The following is a 22248-nucleotide window of genomic DNA, read 5'->3' as shown; positions in this document are numbered from 1 at the left end:
TACCGACTCAGGGCAAGTAAAGATCGCCTGCGACCTAAGCCGCACAGATCGCCTTAACGCCAATCTACCAATGAAACGCCAATTGCCGCGCCGCTATTGTGGAAATTATAGTTTTGCAATGAGTCGCCCCAGCCATTAAAAGCCTGCACATAACCATGCAATTTACCGGTAATCGGGAAGGCCCATTCCAATTGGAAGTTCGATCGATTCGGCGTATTACTGCTAAATTTCAAATTATTGCGCCACGTTAACGAAAACACATGGTTCTGCCACGGATAAACCACCACCGTTTCTACTCGCCCGACGTAATCGCTAATATCTGGATTATTGTCGGTACTGGCCGGCTCAGGCACGCGCCACCATGGTTTAATCAGCACCGATAGGTCGCCCGAAGTCAGGCCAAAACTGGCATATAAGCGATTCCACGAGCGCGATAGTGGATTGGTTTGACCATTGGATTGATGCATCGCACCCAAATTAATCATGCGTAATTTGAGCCATTCTGGCCCAGCTTGCACCGGGAAAGTCGCCCATAATTCGGGCTGATAATCGGTCTCTCTGAACGGCGAAGAATTCTGGCTATCGTAAGCCTGCCAATAACTTTGCTGGGTATAAGCGCCCCACACATCCACATCGGAGCCAAAAGCGTCTTGCACCAATTTAGTTTTAAACGAGAGCTGAAACTTAGCTTCTACCTTGCCATAATCTTGATCGCCACGGTGCGAGCAATTCAGTGGATTCGGTGAGCACGGATCGTTATTGACTTTTTTACGCCAAGACACCGGTAAGATATACACCGGCTGGTACGGCTTGATATTAAAAACGCCGTCCTTGTCTTGCGCGGATAACTCCCAACGCTGAGAAAACGTTTCTGCTGTGGCAACAGGCTGATCGGGCGTAGTGATCGTTGCCGCGACCAGCGCGACCGGCGCAGCAATCGGCGCCACTGCCATTGGTGCCAGCGGCTGCGCCAATTGATCATAACAAGCCAGACGATTTTGATTGTCTGCAATCTGTTGGCAAGTCGCCAAATCATTCGCGTGTGCCGAAGCGGCCAGTAAGGCGGCCAAACTCAAGATTGCTTTCATCTTTCACCTTAAAGCCCTCGGCCAGCAAGGGTGTGATTTCAATTGTGCAAAAATCATAACATCGAGCGCTTTACAACGCGTAGCTACGCTGCAAAGCGTTCAGATTTCGCCACAAACTCAAACCAATTATTCGGCCAGCCCTGCCGACTCATGCGTTTTAATCGGCAAACCCGTGGCTTGCGACAAAGCCTCAGCCAGTGCCTGCGCCTTGGCGATATTACTTGCCGTGGCTGAAAAATTAGCAAAGGCAAACCGCTCGCCTTCGCCCTCTGCGCCCGAGAGAATCACCCACACCGTGTCTTTACGAAATAAATTGGGGTCTTGCTCAAAATGAATTTCGCTAAAGGCACTCAAAGGGGTGGTTTTTTTCCACAGCACCAGCAGGCCAAATAGGCAAAAACGACGTTCAAGCTGCCCGTTTTCAAAGCGCTGCTCGCTAGGCAGCGCCCAAAACAGCACAATCCCCGCCAAAATCGAGTAATAAAACAGGCCAAAAAAGTGATTTTCAAACTGCGTGGATTCAATCAATGGCAGACCCCAAATACCTGCTGCAAATAAGGCAGCGCCAGTGATCCACCACGTTGGCGCGCTCACGCCACGCTGCACAACCGTCGCGTCGCCCATTACGCCAGCTTCCATTGCACCAATTCACCGGCGCGCAATGGCACGACGACGCTATCGGCAAAAGCGTATTCAGTCGGCACGACCCAGCTTTCTTTACGTAAGGTCACGGTTTCAGTGCTGACTGGCAAGCCATAAAATGCCGGGCCATTCTGGCTGGCAAACGCCTCTAAACGATCGAGCTTACCGGCTAAATCAAACACTTCGGCATACAGTGGCAACGCCGCGTGCGCGGTATACATGCCGGCACAACCACAGGCGGTTTCTTTCGCGCCTTTGGCATGCGGTGCGCTGTCGGTACCCAAAAAGAATTTATGGTTATCATCGGCGGTTACCGCTTTTACCAAAGCTTGGCGATGGATTTCACGCTTTAAAATCGGCAAGCAATACAGATGCGGGCGAATGCCACCAACCAGCATGGCGTTTCGATTCATCAATAAATGATGCGCCGTCACCGTTGCGGCTACATTGTCTGGCGCACTAGTAACAAAGTCAGCAGCGTCTTTGGTGGTGATGTGCTCAAAAACGACTTTGAGATTGGGGAATTTGGCCAATAGCGGCTGCATAATCCGATCGATAAACACCGCTTCACGATCAAAAATATCGATTTCACTATCGACCACTTCGCCATGCACCAAAAACGGTAGGCCCAATTCAGCCATTTTTTCAATCGCCGGTAATACCTTATTCACGTCGGTACACCCGGCATCTGAGTTAGTCGTCGCGCCTGCTGGATAGAGCTTAACGCCATGCACAAAGCCACTGGCTTTGGCGGCGACAATATCGTCCGCCGTGGTGTTATCGGTTAAATATAAAGTCATCAAGGGCTGAAAAGATTGCCCAGCTGGCACCGCAGCCAAAATGCGCTGGCGATACTCGCCAGCCAAAGCCACATTAGTCACCGGCGGCTTTAAGTTAGGCATCACAATAGCGCGGCCAAATTCACGCACGGTATGCGGCAAAACGCTAGCCAAACCCGCGCCGTCGCGCAGGTGTAAATGCCAATCATCAGGACGAGCGATCGTAATAGTTTGCGTCATGTTTTTTCCTTTTAACAGTCAATGTCCGCCGCCGCAGGATTGATCCATCTGCGGCAGCGAGTGATATAGCAAGGTATTGGCAGGCCACCCTTGATTGATAAGGGCTGCAATCAAATACCTACGTTATTCAGGCAATATTCAGATTGGGTGTTGATTGTGGTTAAAGCATCGCGGCATTCCCTCTCCCTTGATGGGAGAGGGCTAGGGTGAGGGTGATACAACGAAGTGCATTTTAAGCTCACACCCCCATCCCAGCCTTCCCCCATCGAGGGGGAAGGGGCTGCAGTCGATCTGTTTAAACGCGTGCAATTTAAATATCAACTCCAAATCCACATAAAGCCGTTATTCATCTCAATTTGGGTAATTCAACATCGCTCGAACTCGGTTTTAGCGGATGTCTAGCCAGACAAAGTAAACAATGGCTGTTTTTATTCCGAGCGTTTTTTAATCAAAAACAAAAATCGGGCTTCTTCTTGCCATTGCTCGAGCAACTCATTACCGGTTTGCCGGCAAAATGCGGCGAAATCGGTTGGCGTGGCTGGATCGGTGCAGGTCACTTGAACGATCTCTCCACCCGCCAAGGTGGCCAGCGCTTTTTTGGTGCGCAATATCGGTAGTGGGCAATTTAAACCCGACAAATCAATCGTTAATTGCGGGTGAATGCGAGCAGTCATGAGCGCAGGTCCAAGCGAACAAAACGCCATTGTACCGAAGTCAATCCTACCTGTTGCAATCAATCCCAGCTCAAGCTTGGGCAAATTTGCTGCGCTTAAGTTTCGCTTCATACAACGCTGTTTAAATAGCGTCATCAAATCAAAACCACTTTGGAAAACACATTATGAAACTCATGACTTTCTTCGCCGCTGCCACACTCCTCGCCTCAACACTCAGCTTTGCCAGCCGCGATGATGATTGCGCCCCGCACCCCCGCGAGCAATGGGTCAGCGCCACTGAAGCGAAAACCAAAATTGAAGCGCAGGGCTACACCATTACTAGCCTGAGAGTATCCGATGGCTGCTACGAAATCCGAGGCAGCAATAAAGACAATCAACGCGTTAAAGTCTCGTTTGATCCAAAAACTTTAGAAATGGTTGAGTTCGAGCACAAAAACTTTTTTGATTAACGCCACTCAGCGCGCAAGCGTTTGCTTGCGCCCTTCTAATCAAGATCGTCAGCACAATTAAAACGTAATTAGAAACAAGTAAGGCGATATGATGGGCAATCCTGTTTTTGGGGCGAAGCATGGTGATAAACCCGCGAATACCCCCGCAAAAGAGCGCGATTTAACACCATAAAGCGGCGATTTCATCAGTCGCAATCGGCAATACTGGACTCAAACATGCGTATTTTATTAGTCGAAGACGATTTATTACTTGGCGAAGGCATACAAGACGGCCTGATTGACGCGGGCTTTGTCGTTGATTGGTTTCAAGATGGCGAGGCCGGTCGTACCGCACTGCAAACCGAGCATAGCTTTGACTTAGTGGTTCTCGATATTGCGATGCCACGACTCGATGGCCTGAGCTTATTGGCATGGATACGCCGCAACTTGGGCGATTTGCCAGTATTGCTACTGACCGCGCGCGATTCGATAGAAGATCGCATCAAAGGCCTTGATGCCGGTGCCGATGATTATTTAGTCAAACCGTTTGCACTGGGTGAATTGATCGCGCGTTTACACGCCCTATTACGCCGCGCCCATGGCCGCAGCGAAAACAGCCTGACTTGGCACAGCATTGTGCTCGATCCCGTGCACAAAACCGCCAGCAAAGACGGAGCCTCGCTCGATTTAACCGCCATGGAATTTAAACTACTGCATTTACTGATGGCCAACTACCCGCATTATTTATCCCGCAGTCAATTCGACGAAAAACTCTACGGCTGGCAAGGCGAAATTGAAAGCAATACGCTGGATGTGCATTTATCTCACCTAAGAAAAAAACTCGGCAGCGAGGTCATCCGCAATGTCCGTAATCTTGGCTGGCGCTTGGAGTCCAATTGATACATCGCATTCAACACTGGTTAAAGCATTCACTCGCAACGCGCTTAACGCTGCTGATTTTATTGGCGACCATCATCGCTTGGAGTGGTTTTAGCGCCGTCTTACTTTACGAAGCACGCAAAGAAACCGCCGAAGTGCTCGACGATCAACTCACCGCCTACGCCGATTTGTTATGGCAAAACTTAGGCGGCGAAGATGATTTGCGCTCAAATAATAATCAAGACAATGATTACCACGATGAGCTGGCTTTTGCGGTTTACCATTTAGATGGTCGGCTAGTCACGGCCAGCCAACAACGCCCTTTCCCACTGCAGCCCAGTGCGTCGAAAAAACCCTACTCAATCAACTTAAACGGTAAAGAATGGCAAATTACCGTGCGTTCAGGCGAGAATCATCAACTGATTGTCGGTGAACCGCTAAAAAATCAGCTCAAAATTGCTGAAGAACTCAGCGAGCATTTGCTCGAAATCGCGCTGTGGGCGCTGCTGCTGTTATTGCCGCTATTGTATTTGGCGATTCGACAGGGACTTAAACCACTCAAAATCGTTGATGCCGAATTAGCGCGCCGCGCGCCGAATAATCTGGACGCGCTCAATATTGTCGTCCCCAGTGAGATTGCCCCGCTGCGTGACCGGCTCAATACCTTGTTTGCCCAAGTCAACCAAACGCTCGCCCGCGAGCGCCGCTTTACCGCCGACGCCGCGCATGAATTACGCACGCCATTGGCGGGTTTACGGGTGCAAATTGAATTAGCGCAAAGTAGCCCACGGCCAGAAACGCGGGAAAAAGCGCTCGGCAAAGCCATACACGGCGTTGATCGGACCACGCGCTTGGTGACCCAACTATTGGCGCTGTCTCGTTTAGACCATGGTGAAACGCCGAAATTTGAAGCGATATCACTCAGCGATCTAGCGCGTAGCGCCTTGCTGGAAGCCCATTTGCCCGCCGATGAAGCGCATTTAAGCATTGAGCAGCCCTGCGCTTTAATCGGCCAACCGCTATTGCTGGGATTATTGCTGAGGAATCTACTGGAAAATGCCAAGCATTACGCCGGCCCAGACGCCGAGATTGTGATCCAGATTCGCGGCGCAACACTCAGCGTTTGCGACAATGGCCCAGGCGTGAGCATTGATGATTTAGCCCGCATTGGTGAACGTTTTTATCGCCCTGCCGGGCAAAGCCAGCCCGGCGCCGGTTTAGGTTTATCGATTGTGCGCCGGATTGCCGATTTGCATCTCGCGAAGTTCAAAATCAGCAACCGCGCCGCAGGTGGATTTTGCGCCGAGATCGGCTTTCGCCGTGAACTGCAATAAACAGCATTGAGGCGACTCGCTGAACTTGTTACGATGCTGCCTTTACTCTCGATTGGACTCACGACGATGCACAAAATCCTGCTGTTGACTTGTTTGCTTGCTGGATTGGTGCAGGCGGCAGAATACGAGACCCACACTCCGAACAATATTGAAGCCGGTGAAGGCGATGGCTTAATGGGCTTTTTTAAAAATAAAGCCCCGGTGATTCCGACTGAGCAAGAAATTCAATATCCCGATTTAGCCACGCTCAAACAATGGGCTCCGGTTAAATTTGCGCAAGAAATTAAAAACAATAATTACTATCTGTCGCTTGATAGCCTCAGCCTCGGGCCAGATCGGATTGTGCGTTATGTCATCGTCGTCACGCCCAAAGCCGGCGGCCCAAAAAACATCTTATTTGAAGGCATTGATTGCAAAAGCAACCAATACCGCACTTATGCTTGGGGCAATCCCAACCAGAATGAATGGCAAAAAAGCACGCAAGTGAAGTGGAAGCCATTAAGTAAAAATCAATACAATGCATGGCAAGGTAGCTTGTCGGACAACTTCTGCCAGATGGGCGATCCATGGCCAGTAGAAACCATCCGCAAAGACTTCACCGTCGATAAACAAGCCGGTGATTGCCTGGGTTGCCGCGCCAAATAATCACCGTCGGCTGTTGACGACAAACCGCCAGCGTCAACAGCCACTTAAACTCATTTATTGCACTTCATACAGAAAATCCGGCAACGGCTCAGCAAAGGCCGCCTGATATTTTTCAGCCAATTGGCGCGCAGTAAAATGATGATTTTGCGCCCCTTGCTGGGCGACTTTCAAACTCCCCAACAAACTGGCCAAACGACCGATGCGGGGCCAATCCCAGCCCAGACTCAATCCATGAAGCAGCCCTGCTCGAAACGCATCGCCACAACCGGTGGGATCTAAAGTCGCCGTGGCGGGCACCGCAGGAATGGCATGACAAATACCCGCCGTATAGATTTTTGCGCCCTGCGCCCCCAAGGTGACGATCAGCGCGCGCACTTGCGCGGCAATCTCCAGCAGGCTGAGGCCAGTGCGAGCGCACAGCATTTCCGCCTCATAGTCATTCACCGTGACATAACTGGCTAAAGCCAGCATGGCTTTGAGCTCGTCACCGTTAAACATCGGTAAGCCTTGGCCGGGATCAAAAATAAATGGGATATTGGCCGCAGCCAATTGTTCACAATGCTGCTGCATCCCTTCTTTACCATCGGGCGAAACAATGGCGATCTCGATTGGCTCTGCAACCCGACTCACCGCACTCCGATGTGAAAGATTCATCGCACCCGGATGAAAGGCGGTAATTTGGTTGTCGTCTAAATCAGTAGTGATAAAGCATTGCGCCGTAAAACCATCATGCACTTGGATATAGTCGCGGCGAATATGCTGCCGATCTAAAGCCGCCGCATAAGGGCCAAAATCTTGCCCTACGGTTGCCATAATCAAAGGCTCAGAACCGAGCATTTTAAGGGTGTAAGCAATATTGCCGGCACAGCCGCCCAATTCGCGGCGCATTTCTGGCACTAAAAATGACACCGATAAAATATGAATCTGCTCGGGCAAAATATGCTGCTTAAAATAACCGGGAAAAACCATAATCGTGTCATAAGCCATCGAGCCACAAATTAACGCTGCCATCTTGCTCTCCTGATATCAATTAAACGGATTTCATCACCACTATGCAACGGCCAAAAACATTTTGGCGTTGGTCATTCGCCAGTGAATTCTGTCTGTATTCATATACCAAGCTTTTATTACTCGTGCATGTTCTGTCGGTTTTCAGGTATTTTATGCCATGGAACTTATTCTTTCATCAACTGTTATTTTAATAATCGCTAGCGTGAGCAGCGTCTTCGCCATTGTGCAATACGCGCTACTGGTTCGAGCGCATCACTCTGAGCGAGGATTGGCTACCTTGGCCTATGGCGGCGCGCTGCACGCTTTGGCGACTCTGGGCTATGCCTTTGCCTTAAATAGCGCCTACAACACCGCTGTTGCGCCGGTGTTAATCGCCGGTTTGCTCATTTTACTCGCCGGAACACGGCGGTTTTTTGCTCGACCTGCCGTATTGGGCCATTGGGCATGGAGCTTACTAATCAGTGTGCTACTCCTTGGCGGCCAATGGCTAGGTGGCCTCAATCCATCTCAAACGTGGACCTTACAGTGCGCCACCTTGTTACCGCTGTTACTGCGAATTGCTTACGAAGCACGCCACGCGGATAACGACGAACATTGGCGACTACCACGGCAGGTGTTAATTTTCATTTGGCTGGGCTATGCCGGCATGGTGGTATTTTTAATCTTCCTGCCTGCCGACGCTTTTCAGCATGCCCTGTTGATCAGCTTGTTCATCAGCAATTTGGCCTTGCCCTATTGTTATCACAATTTGCTGTCGCATCGACTACACACCCGTTTAATCAAGCTCAATCGTTACGACGCGCTAACCGGTTTATTTAATCGGCGCGGCATTGAGGAATACACCGTACGCGAGCTGCGTCGCACCCAAAAATACCGTCAGTCATTGGCGATAATTGGCGTAAATATCAAGCAATTTCATGAAATCAATCAGCGCTATGGCTTTGCCGCTGGCGACTTGGCGCTCAGAAAAGTCGCGCGTAGCTTAAAAGCGATCGTCGGCACAACTTACCCCTGCGGCATTGGGCGCTTTACCGGCAATGATTTTATTTTGGTCTTGAGCAATATGCCGATTCAGCAGGTGCGCAACACCATGCTAGAAATCGAGCTCGCAATTAAGCACTTACAAATTGAGCATGGCGATAGCAGCTTTCATCTAGGCAGCGTGATTGACGTCGTGCGTGCCGGTGTGGACGGCGATCAGGCCAATCCATTGCTGATGGCGCTGCAAGCCGCAATTGAACAACACAAAAACACCAAGCCGCGCCTCAATAAAGCACCAATTTCCCCGGCTGAAGTTGCTTAACACAAGGGTATTTAACTGCAGAGTTTATATATCATTAGCTACAAAGCAATACCCATGTATATTTCGATATGATGTTGATGCTGTACCGCAGCGTTGCCACTTATTTTTTATTTTCTGCAGCCGACTCAACGCGATTGCGGCCATTGCTTTTGGCTTGATACAGCGCCGCATCCACCCGCTGCATCCATTCATCAAACGAGTCAGACACCCGAAACGCCGCCAAACCAATACTGATGGTTAAAGTATGTCGATGCGGAAAATGTGCGCTGGCAATGTATTGGCGTAATTTTTCGGCCAATAAACCCGCTTGCTCCTGCGTCACACTAGGTACTAACAGTGCAAACTCTTCACCGCCCCAGCGAAATAAAGTATCGCTAGGCCGAATCTGACTCTTGATCAATTCAGCTAAACGCACCAACACCAAATCGCCCATTGGGTGGCCAAATTCATCGTTCACCCGCTTAAAAAAATCAATATCGAGCATTAATAAGCATACTTGTTGCCCATAGCGAACCGCTCGAGACATTTCGGCCGACACCATTTGCTCAAACTGCCGCCGATTACCACAACCGGTTAAGGCGTCGGTTTCTGCGTCATGCGCCAAGCTGCGATTGGCCTCGAGCAAACGCGAATTCACCATCTCAAATGCAATCCGCAACTCAGATAAAGTCGCTTCACTTTGCTGGCGCAAACTGGTTTGCACCGCGAGCAACTGCGCTTTGTGCAGCCCTACGTCTTTCGCCGTATTTAATTCAGCTTGCTGCTGCAGCGTTTGATCTTGCTTAGCCTGCCGCCGCGCCAAGCAAAAGTCTTCCAAAGGCTGCAAGACAGGATCTTTCGAGGCTGCAACATGCGCCGCACTTTCGTAACGCTGTAACAGTTGTAAAGTCGTCGCCTGCCAGTTTTGCGTATGTCTTCGAACTAAATAATACGTCGCCAGTAAAGCCAAGATAAAAATCAACGCCAGCCCCCAACCCAGTCGCTGTCTGGCCACGTGAAAAATGCTTAAATCAAAATCAACCGCGATGACCATATGGCTATACGACAGCTGAGGCTCAAGCGCCAAAGCCAGAAAATACCGCCCTTGCGCGTCTTGCACTGGCTGACTACCCAATAGCGGTGGTTGAATGAGCACGCGCTGTTCAGTAAAAATGGAGTAATAACCATCCGGCCCCTGCAGCAAAATATCCACCTCGTTGGGGATTAAATTCGAGCTGGGGATATGAAATAAGGCATCAAATAAGGCGGCCGAATCGCCTTCTTGGCCTTGCAATAAAGGCTTGAGCGCCGCACTCGCAATGAGCCAAAATGCTTGCTTTGATGGCGAATAAAAATGATAGGCCGTCAGCTTGCCGCTACTGCCAGAGACGGCCAAATGATTTTTAATCACTGCTGCGCTGCCGGCTTTTTGGCGTAATTGTTCTGTCAATAACGCTGATTTTTGCCAACTCTCATCGGTGTTTTCACCGACTGCCGCGCCAATCATCAAGGCGCTTTGTGGATAGTAAATCGACACGCGATCGACCTGCAAAGCGCGCGCCAATTGCTGTAAAGCGGCGGGCGTCGTTGCCAAATCCCCATTGACCCGAGGCCAAACCGCATCGATATCCACAGCAGAAAACGGCACGCGCTGCAGATCATGATGCTCAAGGATTTGGTTTAAGCGCAACAATTGCATTCGCGACTGCGCTTGCAGCGACTGCAATGCCTGCGCTATTTGCTGCTTTTCGGCATAGTGCAAAACGCCAAAGCTAAGCGCCGTCACCGCCAGTAGCAAGATGATCAAGGCCAGCAGCCAAGAAACCCACATTCGCTGTATCACATCCAAACCAAAGCTGACTAGAATATGTCTAGTATAGATAGCAATACGTAGGCTGCGAATAATTCAGGGTTTACTCAACAAACCTGTGGTGAATGGCGTGCTTAGCCCTGCAATAAAGCCAATTCATCAGCACTTAAAAAGCGCCACTCGCCTTCAGCCAAAGCTAAATCGGCCAGTTGCAAACCGCCAATTTTTACGCGACGCAAAGCACTGCAATGATTGCCTGCCGCAGCCAACATACGTTTCACTTGATGATATTTACCTTGCTCGAGCACGATTTCGATTTCATTATCGCTGACTTTATTGGCGACCAAGGCTGCAATCGGCGCAGACTCATCAATCAATTGCACGCCAGACAATAACTGCGCGATCAAAGCATCGGTCACGGGCTCAGCGGTAGTGGCAATATAGGTTTTAGGCTGATGACGTTTGGGTGAGCTTTGCGCGTGAATAAAAGCCCCATCATCCGATAGCAATAATAAACCCGTTGTATCGTGATCTAAACGCCCAACCGGCTGCACATCACGCCATTCCATGTTTTGCGGAAACAGCGTTAATACCGCCGGATGATGCGTGGGCTTACGCGAGCATTCGTAACTACTGGGTTTATTCAGGACTAAATAGACTTTTTCGCGATATTCCCAGGTTTCGTCAAACACCTGAAACACCAAGCCTTCGGGCTGGTATTCGGTCTTCCATTTCTGGATAACGACGCCATCAATCGAAACTTCACCTTCTTCGATTAAATCACGGCAGCCTTTACGCGAACCAAAACCTTGGCTTTGCAAAATTTTATCGAGCGATAGTTTTTTCATGATCAGAACTCATACGAATGGATACACCATTGTAAGGGTAAGTGGCTACTTTGAAACAGAGGATGAGGTAAAACCAGAGGTAAAACAGAAAACAACAAAGGGAAACTGGTGGAGGGAGAAGGATTCGAACCTTCGAAGGCTGAGCCGCCGGATTTACAGTCCGGACCCGTTGACCGCTGGGGTAACCCCTCCACGAGGACGGCAATTATGCCTTTGGCTCACGACAGCGTCAAGCCCCTATCGATTTATTTTTCACTGCATCTTGCCAAGATGCACGTAGCCAATCAATACAGCAACGCCACATCATTTGTCATCTTGCCGCGTAATAATCAATGACTGGGCACCGTCGCCTTTTGCCGCAATAAACACTGCGCAACAACAAGACTCACGACCATCATGCATAGGAGCTTAGCGTTTGAAACCTTATTCCGTCTTATTTATCTGCACTGACAATGCGATTCGCAGTCCCATCGCCGAAGCGATCATGAATCATTTTTTCGCCGATCGATTTATGGCCTATAGCGCGGGCAGCCATGCGCTAGCCGAGCTCCATCCGTTGACCATCACGACCTTACAGCATTTTGGCCTAACGCCGCCAAGCCCTCCCAAAAGCTGGAATACTTTTTTGCTGGCTGGGGCGCCTGAAATGGATTTTATTTTTACGCTGGATGATCGCGCTACCAACGAAGCGTGTCCAAACTGGCCCAGTGGACCGCTGATCGCGCATTGGAATGTGGCAGACCCGAGTTTGCGCTACCAAGAAGCCGATCGCCGCAAAGCATTTCATGATGTGTTTTTATTCATCAAGCATCGGATTGATTTATTGGCGGCCCTGCCAATGGACAAGTTAGCGCATCTGGCGTTGCAGCATCACGTGCAGCAAATCGGCCAAACCGCGCCGCCAGTACCGCGCTAAACATGAAAAAGCCTCGTTTTCCACATTGGAAATCCGAGGCTAGCTGGCTGCGATCGCCAACCCGTCAACGACTGGCTGGCATCTCAACAATGACCGAGTGCGGTGTTAGTTTTTTGGCTGGATATTGTTAAACACGTATTGCACGCCTTTCACTTGCTCAGCAATCATGCCGGCTTGCGCCATTTGCTCACCGATTTCAACCACGCCAACAATCGTTACATCGACTTTAGTTGGGTCTTTTTTATCGTTCGCGCCTTTGACTTGCAAATCAAATGGCTTCAATGCAGGCTCAGCATCCAAGGCTTTTTTGACATGATTAGCAACCGCAACGGCATCCGCTGCTGGCTTCACAGCTGGCGCAGCCGGGGCGGCGACTTTTTGAGCGGTTGAGCTACACGCGGTCGACAATACTGCGGCGCACAGCAGCGTAGCAAGCAGGCATACTTTTTTCATGATTTTCACTCATCCGTTTAAATTAATTAAAAACAGCGCTGCTTAGAGGCGATGGCTTCGTGCTTAGCGCTTTATATGGCTGATTCTAAGAGCATTACATTACAGAAATGTTTAAGTCTTATGACAAATGCAAATCAGCAACAGTGTCTCTGCGCTTGTGCCTTGCTGTGCTGCGTCGTCAATGGTTTAATTCAGGCCATTGTGGTTTTTATTTTTCTACGGTTTCTGCACAACAAGGTTGTCGCTTTATGTTGCCCACGGCATTCACAGCAGTCCATCAACAAGATGGGTATCTTGATCCAAGCGCTATTGTGATTGCGCTGCATGGCAATACCTTGATTTTTTGTTCGGACACTTTAGCCACCGCCAGCGAGCTTGCCGTGCTGGCACCGCCACACACCTTGCTGGGTATTGGCCAGATGGAACAACAAAAAATACAAATGGCGCTTTGGGATGCCGCAACGCCATTACCAACAACACTGAGCACGATGGATTTACGCGCTAGCTTTGATTTACTCGGCGAAACGCTGTGGGCGCTGGCGTGCCGCGCCAGCCAGATTGCGACTTTTTATCGCACGCATCGCTTTTGTGGTGTGTGTGGCGCGCCAACCTTGGCGCTTGAACATGAAATCGCCTGCGAATGCACTGCTTGCCAGCAGCGGGTTTGGCCGCGCTTATCACCGGCAGTGATGGTGCTGATTCAACGTGGCCGCGAGGTGTTGTTGGCGCGCTCGCCGCACTTTCGCAGCGGCATGTATAGCGCCGTCGCTGGATTTGTTGAGCCCGGCGAAAGCCTTGAGCAATGCGCGCATCGTGAAGTACGCGAAGAAGTCGGCGTTGAAATCACCAATTTGCGCTGGTTTGCCAGCCAAAGCTGGGCGTTTCCGCATTCTTTGATGCTGGCTTTTTTTGCCGATTACGTTTCCGGTGAGATTGTTTGCCAAGCCGATGAAATCGAAGACGCACGCTGGTTTAGCCCCGATGATTTACCGCTGCTGCCCAGCGCCAGCAGTATTGCTTATCGACTATTGCAAGCGGGGCTCAAGGAAAATCCTTAAATCCAGCGCCCGCCAAGCCGCCATGGTTGAGCGGTTGAGCGGTTGAGCGGTTGAGCGGTTGAGCGGGAAGTTAATGCCAGAGACGAGGTGAGAACCTCAATAGACTCTAAGTATTACTGCTTATTTTTTACGCAGCACCAGCGCCGCGACCACACCGGCGACCAGCCCCCAAAAAGCCGAGCCAACACCCAATAGTGTCAGGCCTGAAGCGGTGACCAAAAAAGTAATGATTGCCGCTTCGCGCTGTTTTTCATCGCGCATCGCCAGTGCCAAACCGCTACCGATAATATTCATCAGTGCCAAACCGGCCACCACCAGCACCAGCTCTTTAGGAAAAGCAGCAAATACCGCCACCACCGTCGCGCCAAAGACGCCAATCAGCAGATAAAACACCCCAGCAGCCATCGCTGCAATATAGCGTTTGCTCGGGTCTTGATGTGCGTCTTTCCCCATGCAAATGGCCGCCGTAATTGCCGCCAAATTAATCGCAAAAGCGCCAAATGGCGCGAGTAACACCGTAAGTAGACCAGTGCTGCCAATCAAAGGAGAAATCGGTGGCGTATAGCCATTGGCGCGCAATACCGTCACGCCGGGCACATTTTGCGAGGCCATCGTCACCATAAATAAAGGCAGGGCCACACTGGCCAGACTACTCCAGCTGAACTCTGGCGTGGTCCAAATCGGCATCGCCAGCGTTAGCTCAATACCCTCTAGATGTAATAGCCCGCGCCACGCAGCCACTAGCATGCCACAGAGCAATACCCCAACAATGGCATAACGAGGCCAATATCGGCGCAATAGCAAATAAGTCAGCAACATACTACCGGCCAAAACTAACTCGGTTTGCAAAGCACTAAATGCGCCCAAACCAAAGCGCAATAACACCCCCGCCAACATCGCCGAAGCAATACCCAATGGAATTCGCTGCATCGCACGCTCAAACCACCCGGTGATGCCCATCAGCACGATCAACAAGCCGGACACCATAAACGCCCCAATCGCTTCGGGCATGCTCACGCCCGCCGCGCTGGTCACCAGCAAAGCCGCACCCGGCGTTGACCATGCCGTAACGATGGGAACTCGGTAGCGCAGCGATAAACCGATACAACTCACCCCCATCGCCAAACCCAAAGCCCACATCCACGAGGCGATTTCTGCTGGGCTAGCGCCCAAAGCCTGCGCCGCTTGAAACACAATCACTGCCGAGCTAGTAAAGCCGACCAACACCGTCACCAAGCCCGCCACCACCGCAGAAACCGAACTATCTCGCCACACCGACATAAGCCACCCCTTGATTGAAGCGCTTATTGTGCTGGCAGAGCCCTGATGCGGCAAGGCGCAAGCCAGTCAATACAAACATTTGGTTACAAGGGTCTGTTGACGCGACAATCATCCAGAAAGCATCATAAGGCGTGATGCAAAGCAGCAAAAACCATCTCGTACCGCAGCAAAGTCCTCTTTTTCTAGTCACTGAGCGCTCACTCGCACGATGGCCATCAGCGTCGGAACGACGCAAACAACACCCGCGATTTCACCGGTGCTAGCGATCCTAAGCCGGGATTTCCGCCCATCAAGGATGAAACCATGCCCAATTCAGCCCAATCAATCCGCATCGGGGTTTTCTTAGCCGCTTTTGCCGCCACCGGCTTTGCCATGAAAGGCGTGTTTATTAAGCTGGCTTATCCTTATGGCGTCGACGCCATCACACTGGTGATGCTGCGCCTGATATTTGCGATTGCTTTGCTGTGGCTGGTGAGATTGTGGCGACTGCATGCCAATACCGACGAGCCAGAAACACCCATCGCGCCTTTAGATAAGGTCAAACTGTTTGGCCTGGGTTTACTGGGTTATTACTTAGCCAGCGTGCTCGATTTCATTGGCCTTGAAACCGTCAGCGCTAGTCTAGAGCGCCTGATTTTATGTCTTTACCCCACGTTTACCGTATTGCTAATTTCTTGGTTTAGCGGCAAGCCGATCCCACCCAAAATCAAACGCGCACTACCGTTAACTTATTTGGGCATGGTGTTGGTATTAGCGCCGGAGCTAATGAATGCCCACGCCGATTGGGTTGGCATTGGTTTTGTGGTGGCCAGTACTTTGGCTTTTTCGCTGTATATGGCGTGGAGCCCAGCGGTGATCGAGCGCGTGGGGTCAATGCGCTTTACTGAATTGGCGCTCACGGTGTCGGGCTTGGGGATTTTAGTGCACTGGTTAATCAGTCATCCACTGAGCAGCGTGGATCAGCCGTGGCCGGTTTGGGCCTATGCGCTGACGATTGCGATTTTCTCTACCGTCTTGCCGGTGTATGCCATGACCAATGCCATGAAACGCATCGGCGCTGGGCGCACCGCTGTGATTGGCAGTTTTGGCCCGGTGCTGTCGATTGTGCTGAGCATGGGGATTTTGAACGAGCGCCTCAGCGCCGTGCAATGGCTAGGCGCGGCCATTGTGCTCAGTGGCGTGTGGATGGTCAGCAAAAAATAAACCATTCCCAGACGGCCACGCCGTCTGGGAATGGTGTCATTAAAAGTCCATCGTCACTTTAGCCAAATTGCGTGGCGTATCGATGGCATTGCCACTGAGAACAGCGCAGTAATACGCTAGCATTTGCAGCGCAACGATATAAATAATCGGGCTCAAGTGCGTTAAACCGCTCGGCATCCGAATCACGCTCGTGCCCTCAACCGACGCAATATTGCCGTTGGACAAAATAAAAATTTCACCATGATTGGCACGAATGGCTTTTAAATCATCGAGCATTTTTTGCGCTTGTTGATTCCACGGCAAGCAAACAATGACCGGCAAGTCATCATTCACCAAGGTAATTGGCCCGTGTTTTAACTCGCCAGCGGGGAATGCCTCGGCATGCTGATAAGCCACTTCTCTAAGCTTAAACGCGCCTTCCATCGCCACTGGATAATGCGTGTGCCGACCGATCACAAATAAATTATTTTTCCGATGCAAAGCATTCGCCCAGCGGCGGATTTCTTTATTAAGCAGCACCGTTTGCGCCACCGCATTGGGCAAGAGCAACATCTCTTCATCATGGCTTGCCACTTGCTCGGCACTGATATGCCCACGCGCCTGACCCAGCGCATTGGCCAGCATAAACAGCAGCAAGATTTGGGCGGTGAGTGATTTGGTCGCGCTCACCGATTGCTCGGCACCGCTGTGCGTGAGCAAATGATGATCCACCAAAGTGGTGAGGGTGCTACCGGGAGAATTGGTCAAAGCCACCGTGCGGGGGCGGCCCAATGCTTGCGCGTGTTTTAACGCCGCAATGGTGTCGGTGGTTTCGCCCGATTGCGAAATCGCAATCATCAAATCATGATCATCAGCACGCACATCGCGATCGCAATATTCACTGCTTAAGCCCACTTGCACCGAAACTCCGGCCAAGGTTTCAAACCAATAGCGCGCAATCAAAGCGGCGTGATAGCTCGAACCACAGGCCAATAAAGTCACGCTGCGAATGCTGGATAGTTTGGCGCGCAATGCCAAGGGTAAGATATAGCCAGCATGGTATTTTTGGACCAAAATCGCCAGCGTTTCGGGCTGAGACTCAATTTCTTCCAGCATAAAATGCGGCACACTTTGGTTCTTGGTCACGGCCGGCATCTCTAACACTTGCTCAAAGCCATCCCCCATAACTAACAACGGGGTATCTAGCCCAAAGCGAACAATGTCGCCGTCTTTCATCGCATACACCTGATTAGCGCGTTGGCGTATCAGCCGTAAACTACTGCAGCAAATTTGTCGCAAGCCCGATTCTAGTCCGACAAACAAGGGCTGGCCCAAACAACTAGCCAACATAAACTGTACTTGGCTTTGTTGGTGACACAGATAACTGATCGGGCCTTTGAGTTGCGCATTGGCAATCAGCATCGCCTCGGTCAAGCTCGCGCCATCGTCAATTTGTCGTTGTAACATCGCCGCAATCAACTCATTCAAACTACACGCATCGCCCAAATTAAGGCTGTGCGCCAAATCCTGATGATTCAGGCAATGCCCCATCGCCCGAATCTGTAAACCGGCCCGATTGGTCGGCGTTAAAGCTTGTGGCTCATGATGCAAACTCGCGATCAACCAATGGCAAGCCTCAGCCCCAATCGACAAGCGTTGCACCGGTTGCGGCAAAACCAAACGCTTTTGCGTGCTCTTAGTCTGTTCTTCCATGACTAAATTCAAATGCGTATTGCTGCTGTTTAAAATCAAAATACAGTCAGACAAGGCCGGCAACACATTTTGTGGCGCAATATAGGCAATCAATTCAGTCATACTCCACCTCAACAAAAAAGCAAAAATCAGCGCCAGATTCGGTTGGTAATGCCCCACTTAAATGAGCAAATCAGCCTGATCAGCGCACTGTTGATCAACTTAATAGACCGCAGCCGTCGCCACAGCGTCTTCACCAGCGGGATCTCTATCCGCACTGATTAAGTCATTTTAAAACGCTGCACCGTCGCAGTCAGTTGCTCGGCCATAGATTCAAGCTGGCCAATCGAATCGCCCATATTGCGGACCGCCACTGAGTTTTCTTCGGCCATCGCCGCGATGCGCTCAACATTAACGGCGATATCGCGCGCGGCTGAGCGTTGTTCTTGCATTTGTTCGCTGATTTCGTGCACCGAACGCACCACCTCACCGCTGCGCTGATTAATACGGCCAATACTCTCGCTCGCTTGAGTGGTTAATTGCAAACCGTCGCCAACCCGCTGGCTGCCGCTACTCATGCGGGTCACCGCATCTTGTGCGCTGCTTTGAATATTGCTGACCATCTTGGTGATTTGGCTGGCCGATTGCGCGGTGCGCTCAGCCAGTTTGCGTACTTCATCGGCCACCACGGCAAAACCACGCCCCATATCGCCAGCACGAGCCGCTTCAATCGCGGCATTCAGCGCTAATAAATTGGTTTGATCGGCAACGTCTTTAATCACCACCACAATCGTGCCGATTTCATTGATATTTCGACCCAATTCAGTAATTTGTTCGGATGCGCCTAGCACTTCCCCAGAAATCGCCTGCATTTCAAGCGCTGCCGCCGAAACATCTTTGCTGCCTTCGTTGGCTAATTCACCCGCCCCACGCGCTTTTTGCTCAACATCATTAGTATTGTCAGCTACTTGATCCATGCTGGTGCTCATCTCTTCCACCGCTGCCGCCATTGAGCTGGCTGACGACGATTGCAAATCAGAGCCCGAAGTAATTTGCTGTGACGCTGCCGACAAGGTCCGCGCGGCTTGCGTGACTTCTGTGGCATTGCTTTGAATCTGGCGAATAATCTGCACTAGTTTTTCTTGCATCGTTTGCAAAGCGCGTTGTAATTGACCCAATTCATCATTCGCAAACTGCGTTCCGCGCCAATCATGACTTAAATCGCCGCTGGCAATTTTGCTGGCAACACGGCTGGCCGAATCCAAAGCGGCAATCACTTTTGAGCCAATCAACCAAGCCAAAATTAAACCCAATACAATGGCGAACAAACTCACCAATAAAATGCTATTGACCGCGGTGCTGACACTGCTTTGTACCAAGGTTTTATCTTCATCCATTAAGCGGCTTTGATAGGCGGCTAATTTAAGCAAAGCATCCCGATAGGCGTTGCTGACTTTGGCATATTCAGTAGTAATAAAATGCCCACCCGTAGTCCGATCGAGTCTTAATAAGGTCGCCAATTTGGTTTTTTGCAAATCCATCGCGGCATTGCTTGCCACCACATCAGCGAGTAAGGTTTGGGCCTGAGTGTCGCCACCGATCAGAGTTTTAAGCGCGCTGATTTGATTTGCTTCGGCACTGGCTTCGGACTCTAATTGCGTCAAAATCGCATCGGTATCACCCGTGGTTTCGGCTAAAGCGGCGTTGCGCAGCGTTAAATCGGTTTGATAAGCAATCGCAATCAATTGATTGGACTTCACTACCGTGGGATAACGCTCATCCACCAGCTCGCTGACTTTGCCGCGCAGCTGTGTCAGGCTCAATAAAGCCACCATCGCCACAATCGCTAACAACAATAAAACCACCCCAAAACCAGCTAAAAGCCGTGTTTTTACGCCCCAATTATGCATACCCACCCTTTAATTTTTCATTATTGGCATTATTCACGCCGTCATTTTCCTTATAATATACCGTAAGCTTTGTTCACGCATATTATCAACGACTGATTGTCTCTAGGTGATGTATGAATCATGATCTTGTTTGTTTCCCCTTTAGCGACTTAGGCTCTGAAACGCACTGGCAAAGAGAAGGCGAATTACTCCAGCGCTTTAATCATCTGCCGCCAGAAGCCCAGCATGAGCGCCCTGAGCTGCTCAAAGCACTGTTTGCACAAGCCGATGAGGTGATTATTTCGCCACCGCTGGCGATTGCCCGCGGCCATTTAATTACACTCTCACGAAAAGTGTTTATTAATTACAACGCACAAATCGCCGCAGCGCCCGGCGCGCCGATCACGATTGGCCACCACACCATCATCGCGCCCAATGTGCAAATTCAAACCGGAACGCATCCAGTCGACCCGACGGAACGCCAAAAATGGGCGTATTGCGCCAAAGGCATTACCATCGGCAATAACGTCTGGATTGGCGCGGGCGCGATTATTTGTGGCGGAGTGACCATTGGTGACCATAGCGTGATTGGCGCAGGCAGTATTGTCACTCGCGATGTGCCATCTTGCGTGCTGGTTGGCGGCAATCCCGCGCGCGTGATTCGTGAATTAACCCCACCGGATGAAAGCACTTTATATGCGCTAAATCCATAACTGCGGAGCGGCTTGAGCGTATATTTGTATTCATTCTTAACCGAACAGAGTCCTTACGATGTGGAGCACAATCCGATCTTGGTTTACCGCCAAACCCAAACTCAGCGCGGAAGATGAGGCAAGCATCGAACGTTTAGTCGATATTGCCCATCCGCACATTCGTTTGGCGCGCAATTACCTAACCCGATTAGCCCCTTATATGAGCTGGGCACACACTCACGCCAATGCCTTAGCGGCTCAATTGCCTGCGCCGATTGAGCTCAATAACGAATCATGGCGCAAAGATCGCACTTTGCAGCTGCTATTTGCGACGCCAGATCGAATGAGTGACATTGTCGGTCGTGACCCCGGCTTACAAGCTTGGTTTGCCGCATGGCCGCTGGCTGACATGGCCTATGTGGGCTTAATTGCCGACGCGCATGAGAAAGTACGCTACGGCATGAGTGAGCACGCCGGACAAATTCGCCAAGACGTACCGCAAACATTACTGATATTGTCTAATTACCAACTGGGCCAACCCGCTCAATCGCCCGATGCCTTGGTGCAACTGGGTGCAGAGCGGATTTTAGATACGGTGGCGATTCAAGCGCAGCTGGCCATCGCTAACGTGGAGAATAAAAAAAAGCAGCTCGAAAGTAGCCTCATGAATGCCCGAACTATGCTGAGAATACAAAATTCAAGCAGCATGACGCCCAGCCCAGAGCAAATCGAACAACAAACACGCATCAAAAATCTCACCACCGAATTACAAGATATTCATCAACAGCTCAATCCAGACGCCTTGTGCGAGCAACTCATTACCGAATTGGCGGCAACGCCCGATATTTTACGGCTCGAAGTTCGTTATTGTAATGTCGATCGAATGGGCATTATCGATAGTGACAGTAGCGACAATCAGCGCATTGCTTTGCCGGAGCTGATCTTGCAGCGCGAACCGCCGATTGAAAAATTGATTATTTTAATGGCAGTACCACGCCCGTTAATGCAAGCCCCAAGTGAGAAACGCGGATTTTCTGAGCAAGTCATCTTTTGAGATCTTGAATACAAACTGACGAACAAAGGGAATTTTCACCTTTATTGTTCGTCAGTTTATGACCACAATATCAGCTCAAAATATGACGTGAGCAAGCCATGAAAGCCTTTATTTTCCCTCTACTTTTTGCCAGCTCACTCACAATGGCCGCCAGCGATGCGCCATTACAGCGCTATCAATGTGATGAAGGCCAATCGTTTACAATCAGAATGACGACACCTGACTCGCTTGAATTACTCAATGGCTGGACATTCCAAAAACTACCGCATGTGATCTCGGCGTCTGGCGCCAAATACAGCAATGGCAGCACCACCGTGTGGTTAAAAGGCCAAGGTGGCTTTTTGGAAGTCGATGAGGTGATTGTGGCCAAT

General features: G+C 50.6%; 22 protein-coding genes and 1 tRNA gene. 11 read left to right on the top strand and 12 right to left on the bottom strand.

Annotated elements, in window-relative coordinates; genetic code table 11:
* Window positions 1–53 precede the first annotated feature (53 nt).
* From Q0V82_RS11425 to Q0V82_RS11410, 4 genes are all read right to left on the bottom strand, one after another.
* Window positions 54–1088: a phospholipase A gene (locus tag Q0V82_RS11425; protein WP_297575820.1), complete on the bottom strand. Its 1035-nt coding sequence runs from the start codon at window positions 1086–1088 to the stop codon at window positions 54–56.
* Between the two features lie 126 nt (window positions 1089–1214).
* Window positions 1215–1727, bottom strand: a complete 513-nt coding sequence (locus Q0V82_RS11420) for a hypothetical protein (RefSeq protein WP_297575818.1) — start codon at window positions 1725–1727, stop codon at window positions 1215–1217.
* The gene (gene pyrC / locus Q0V82_RS11415) at window positions 1712–2749 is read right to left on the bottom strand and encodes a dihydroorotase (RefSeq protein WP_297575816.1); all 1038 of its coding nucleotides are present in this window, start codon (window positions 2747–2749) and stop codon (window positions 1712–1714) included. Before pyrC ends, Q0V82_RS11420 begins: the two co-directional genes overlap by 16 nt.
* Before the next feature lie 428 nt (window positions 2750–3177).
* Window positions 3178–3423, bottom strand: a complete 246-nt coding sequence (locus Q0V82_RS11410) for a sulfurtransferase TusA family protein (RefSeq protein WP_297575814.1) — start codon at window positions 3421–3423, stop codon at window positions 3178–3180.
* Window positions 3424–3587: 164 nt separating this feature from the next.
* On the opposite strand from Q0V82_RS11410, the gene Q0V82_RS11405 reads away from it, so the two are divergent.
* The 4 genes from Q0V82_RS11405 to Q0V82_RS11390 all read left to right on the top strand — a co-directional run bounded on the left by Q0V82_RS11405 (window position 3588) and on the right by Q0V82_RS11390 (window position 6709).
* Window positions 3588–3872: a PepSY domain-containing protein gene (locus tag Q0V82_RS11405; protein WP_297575812.1), complete on the top strand. Its 285-nt coding sequence runs from the start codon at window positions 3588–3590 to the stop codon at window positions 3870–3872.
* Window positions 3873–4088: 216 nt separating this feature from the next.
* Window positions 4089–4751: a response regulator transcription factor gene (locus Q0V82_RS11400; RefSeq protein WP_297575809.1), complete on the top strand. Its 663-nt coding sequence runs from the start codon at window positions 4089–4091 to the stop codon at window positions 4749–4751.
* Window positions 4748–6064 carry an ATP-binding protein gene (locus Q0V82_RS11395; RefSeq protein ID WP_297575807.1) on the top strand — a complete coding sequence of 439 codons (1317 nt, stop codon included), beginning with the start codon at window positions 4748–4750 and terminating at the stop codon, window positions 6062–6064. The genes Q0V82_RS11400 and Q0V82_RS11395 overlap by 4 nt, the downstream gene beginning before the upstream one ends.
* Before the next feature lie 66 nt (window positions 6065–6130).
* Window positions 6131–6709, top strand: coding sequence for a CNP1-like family protein (locus Q0V82_RS11390; RefSeq protein ID WP_297575805.1), 579 nt, complete (start codon window positions 6131–6133; stop codon window positions 6707–6709).
* A 54-nt stretch (window positions 6710–6763) separates the two neighbouring features.
* Here the strand turns inward: Q0V82_RS11390 and Q0V82_RS11385 are convergent, their stop codons facing one another.
* Window positions 6764–7720 carry a carbohydrate kinase family protein gene (locus Q0V82_RS11385; protein WP_297575803.1) on the bottom strand — a complete coding sequence of 319 codons (957 nt, stop codon included), beginning with the start codon at window positions 7718–7720 and terminating at the stop codon, window positions 6764–6766.
* A gap of 202 nt (window positions 7721–7922) precedes the next feature.
* On the opposite strand from Q0V82_RS11385, the gene Q0V82_RS11380 reads away from it, so the two are divergent.
* Window positions 7923–9023, top strand: a complete 1101-nt coding sequence (locus tag Q0V82_RS11380) for a GGDEF domain-containing protein (protein ID WP_297575801.1) — start codon at window positions 7923–7925, stop codon at window positions 9021–9023.
* Window positions 9024–9123: 100 nt separating this feature from the next.
* On the opposite strand, the gene Q0V82_RS11375 is transcribed toward Q0V82_RS11380, so the two are convergent.
* The 3 genes from Q0V82_RS11375 to Q0V82_RS11365 form a co-directional block, all read right to left on the bottom strand.
* The gene (locus tag Q0V82_RS11375; protein WP_297575799.1) at window positions 9124–10833 is read right to left on the bottom strand and encodes a GGDEF domain-containing protein; all 1710 of its coding nucleotides are present in this window, start codon (window positions 10831–10833) and stop codon (window positions 9124–9126) included.
* A 113-nt stretch (window positions 10834–10946) separates the two neighbouring features.
* Window positions 10947–11660, bottom strand: a complete 714-nt coding sequence (locus Q0V82_RS11370; RefSeq protein WP_297575797.1) for a pseudouridine synthase — start codon at window positions 11658–11660, stop codon at window positions 10947–10949.
* Between the two features lie 106 nt (window positions 11661–11766).
* A tRNA-Tyr gene (locus Q0V82_RS11365) sits at window positions 11767–11852 on the bottom strand.
* A gap of 223 nt (window positions 11853–12075) precedes the next feature.
* Here Q0V82_RS11365 and Q0V82_RS11360 point away from each other — a divergent pair.
* Complete coding sequence (locus Q0V82_RS11360; protein ID WP_297575796.1) at window positions 12076–12576, top strand: low molecular weight phosphatase family protein; 501 nt, start codon at window positions 12076–12078, stop codon at window positions 12574–12576.
* A 105-nt stretch (window positions 12577–12681) separates the two neighbouring features.
* Here the strand turns inward: Q0V82_RS11360 and Q0V82_RS11355 are convergent, their stop codons facing one another.
* Window positions 12682–13029 (bottom strand): BON domain-containing protein, encoded by a 348-nt coding sequence (locus Q0V82_RS11355; protein ID WP_297575795.1) that lies wholly within the window; start codon window positions 13027–13029, stop codon window positions 12682–12684.
* Window positions 13030–13196: 167 nt separating this feature from the next.
* Here Q0V82_RS11355 and nudC point away from each other — a divergent pair, with 167 nt between their 5' ends.
* The gene (gene nudC, locus Q0V82_RS11350; protein WP_297575794.1) at window positions 13197–14087 is read left to right on the top strand and encodes an NAD(+) diphosphatase; all 891 of its coding nucleotides are present in this window, start codon (window positions 13197–13199) and stop codon (window positions 14085–14087) included.
* A 120-nt stretch (window positions 14088–14207) separates the two neighbouring features.
* Here nudC and Q0V82_RS11345 read toward each other — a convergent pair whose 3' ends face one another.
* The gene (locus Q0V82_RS11345) at window positions 14208–15368 is read right to left on the bottom strand and encodes a benzoate/H(+) symporter BenE family transporter (RefSeq protein ID WP_297575793.1); all 1161 of its coding nucleotides are present in this window, start codon (window positions 15366–15368) and stop codon (window positions 14208–14210) included.
* 303 nt (window positions 15369–15671) lie between these two features.
* On the opposite strand from Q0V82_RS11345, the gene Q0V82_RS11340 reads away from it, so the two are divergent.
* On the top strand, window positions 15672–16571 hold the full coding sequence (locus Q0V82_RS11340; RefSeq protein WP_297575792.1) for a DMT family transporter: 900 nt from the start codon (window positions 15672–15674) through the stop codon (window positions 16569–16571).
* Window positions 16572–16610: 39 nt separating this feature from the next.
* Here the strand turns inward: Q0V82_RS11340 and Q0V82_RS11335 are convergent, their stop codons facing one another.
* Together Q0V82_RS11335 and Q0V82_RS11330 are read right to left on the bottom strand one after the other, a co-directional pair.
* Window positions 16611–18365: an isomerizing glutamine--fructose-6-phosphate transaminase gene (locus tag Q0V82_RS11335; protein WP_297575791.1), complete on the bottom strand. Its 1755-nt coding sequence runs from the start codon at window positions 18363–18365 to the stop codon at window positions 16611–16613.
* Window positions 18366–18523: 158 nt separating this feature from the next.
* Window positions 18524–20152, bottom strand: a complete 1629-nt coding sequence (locus Q0V82_RS11330; RefSeq protein WP_297575790.1) for a methyl-accepting chemotaxis protein — start codon at window positions 20150–20152, stop codon at window positions 18524–18526.
* Between the two features lie 113 nt (window positions 20153–20265).
* On the opposite strand from Q0V82_RS11330, the gene Q0V82_RS11325 reads away from it, so the two are divergent.
* The 3 genes from Q0V82_RS11325 to Q0V82_RS11315 form a co-directional block, all read left to right on the top strand.
* A complete protein-coding gene (locus Q0V82_RS11325) occupies window positions 20266–20844 on the top strand; it encodes a sugar O-acetyltransferase (RefSeq protein ID WP_297575789.1) in 579 nt (192 codons plus the stop codon).
* Window positions 20845–20902: 58 nt separating this feature from the next.
* On the top strand, window positions 20903–21877 hold the full coding sequence (locus Q0V82_RS11320; protein ID WP_297575788.1) for a hypothetical protein: 975 nt from the start codon (window positions 20903–20905) through the stop codon (window positions 21875–21877).
* 98 nt (window positions 21878–21975) lie between these two features.
* A partial coding sequence (locus Q0V82_RS11315; protein ID WP_297575787.1) for an MliC family protein occupies window positions 21976–22248 on the top strand: 273 nt, incomplete at its 3' end.

Origin of the sequence: uncultured Deefgea sp. (assembly GCF_947072475.1) — a bacterium.
Classification (GTDB): domain Bacteria; phylum Pseudomonadota; class Gammaproteobacteria; order Burkholderiales; family Chitinibacteraceae; genus Deefgea.
This window is presented reverse-complemented; position numbering and strand designations above follow the sequence as displayed.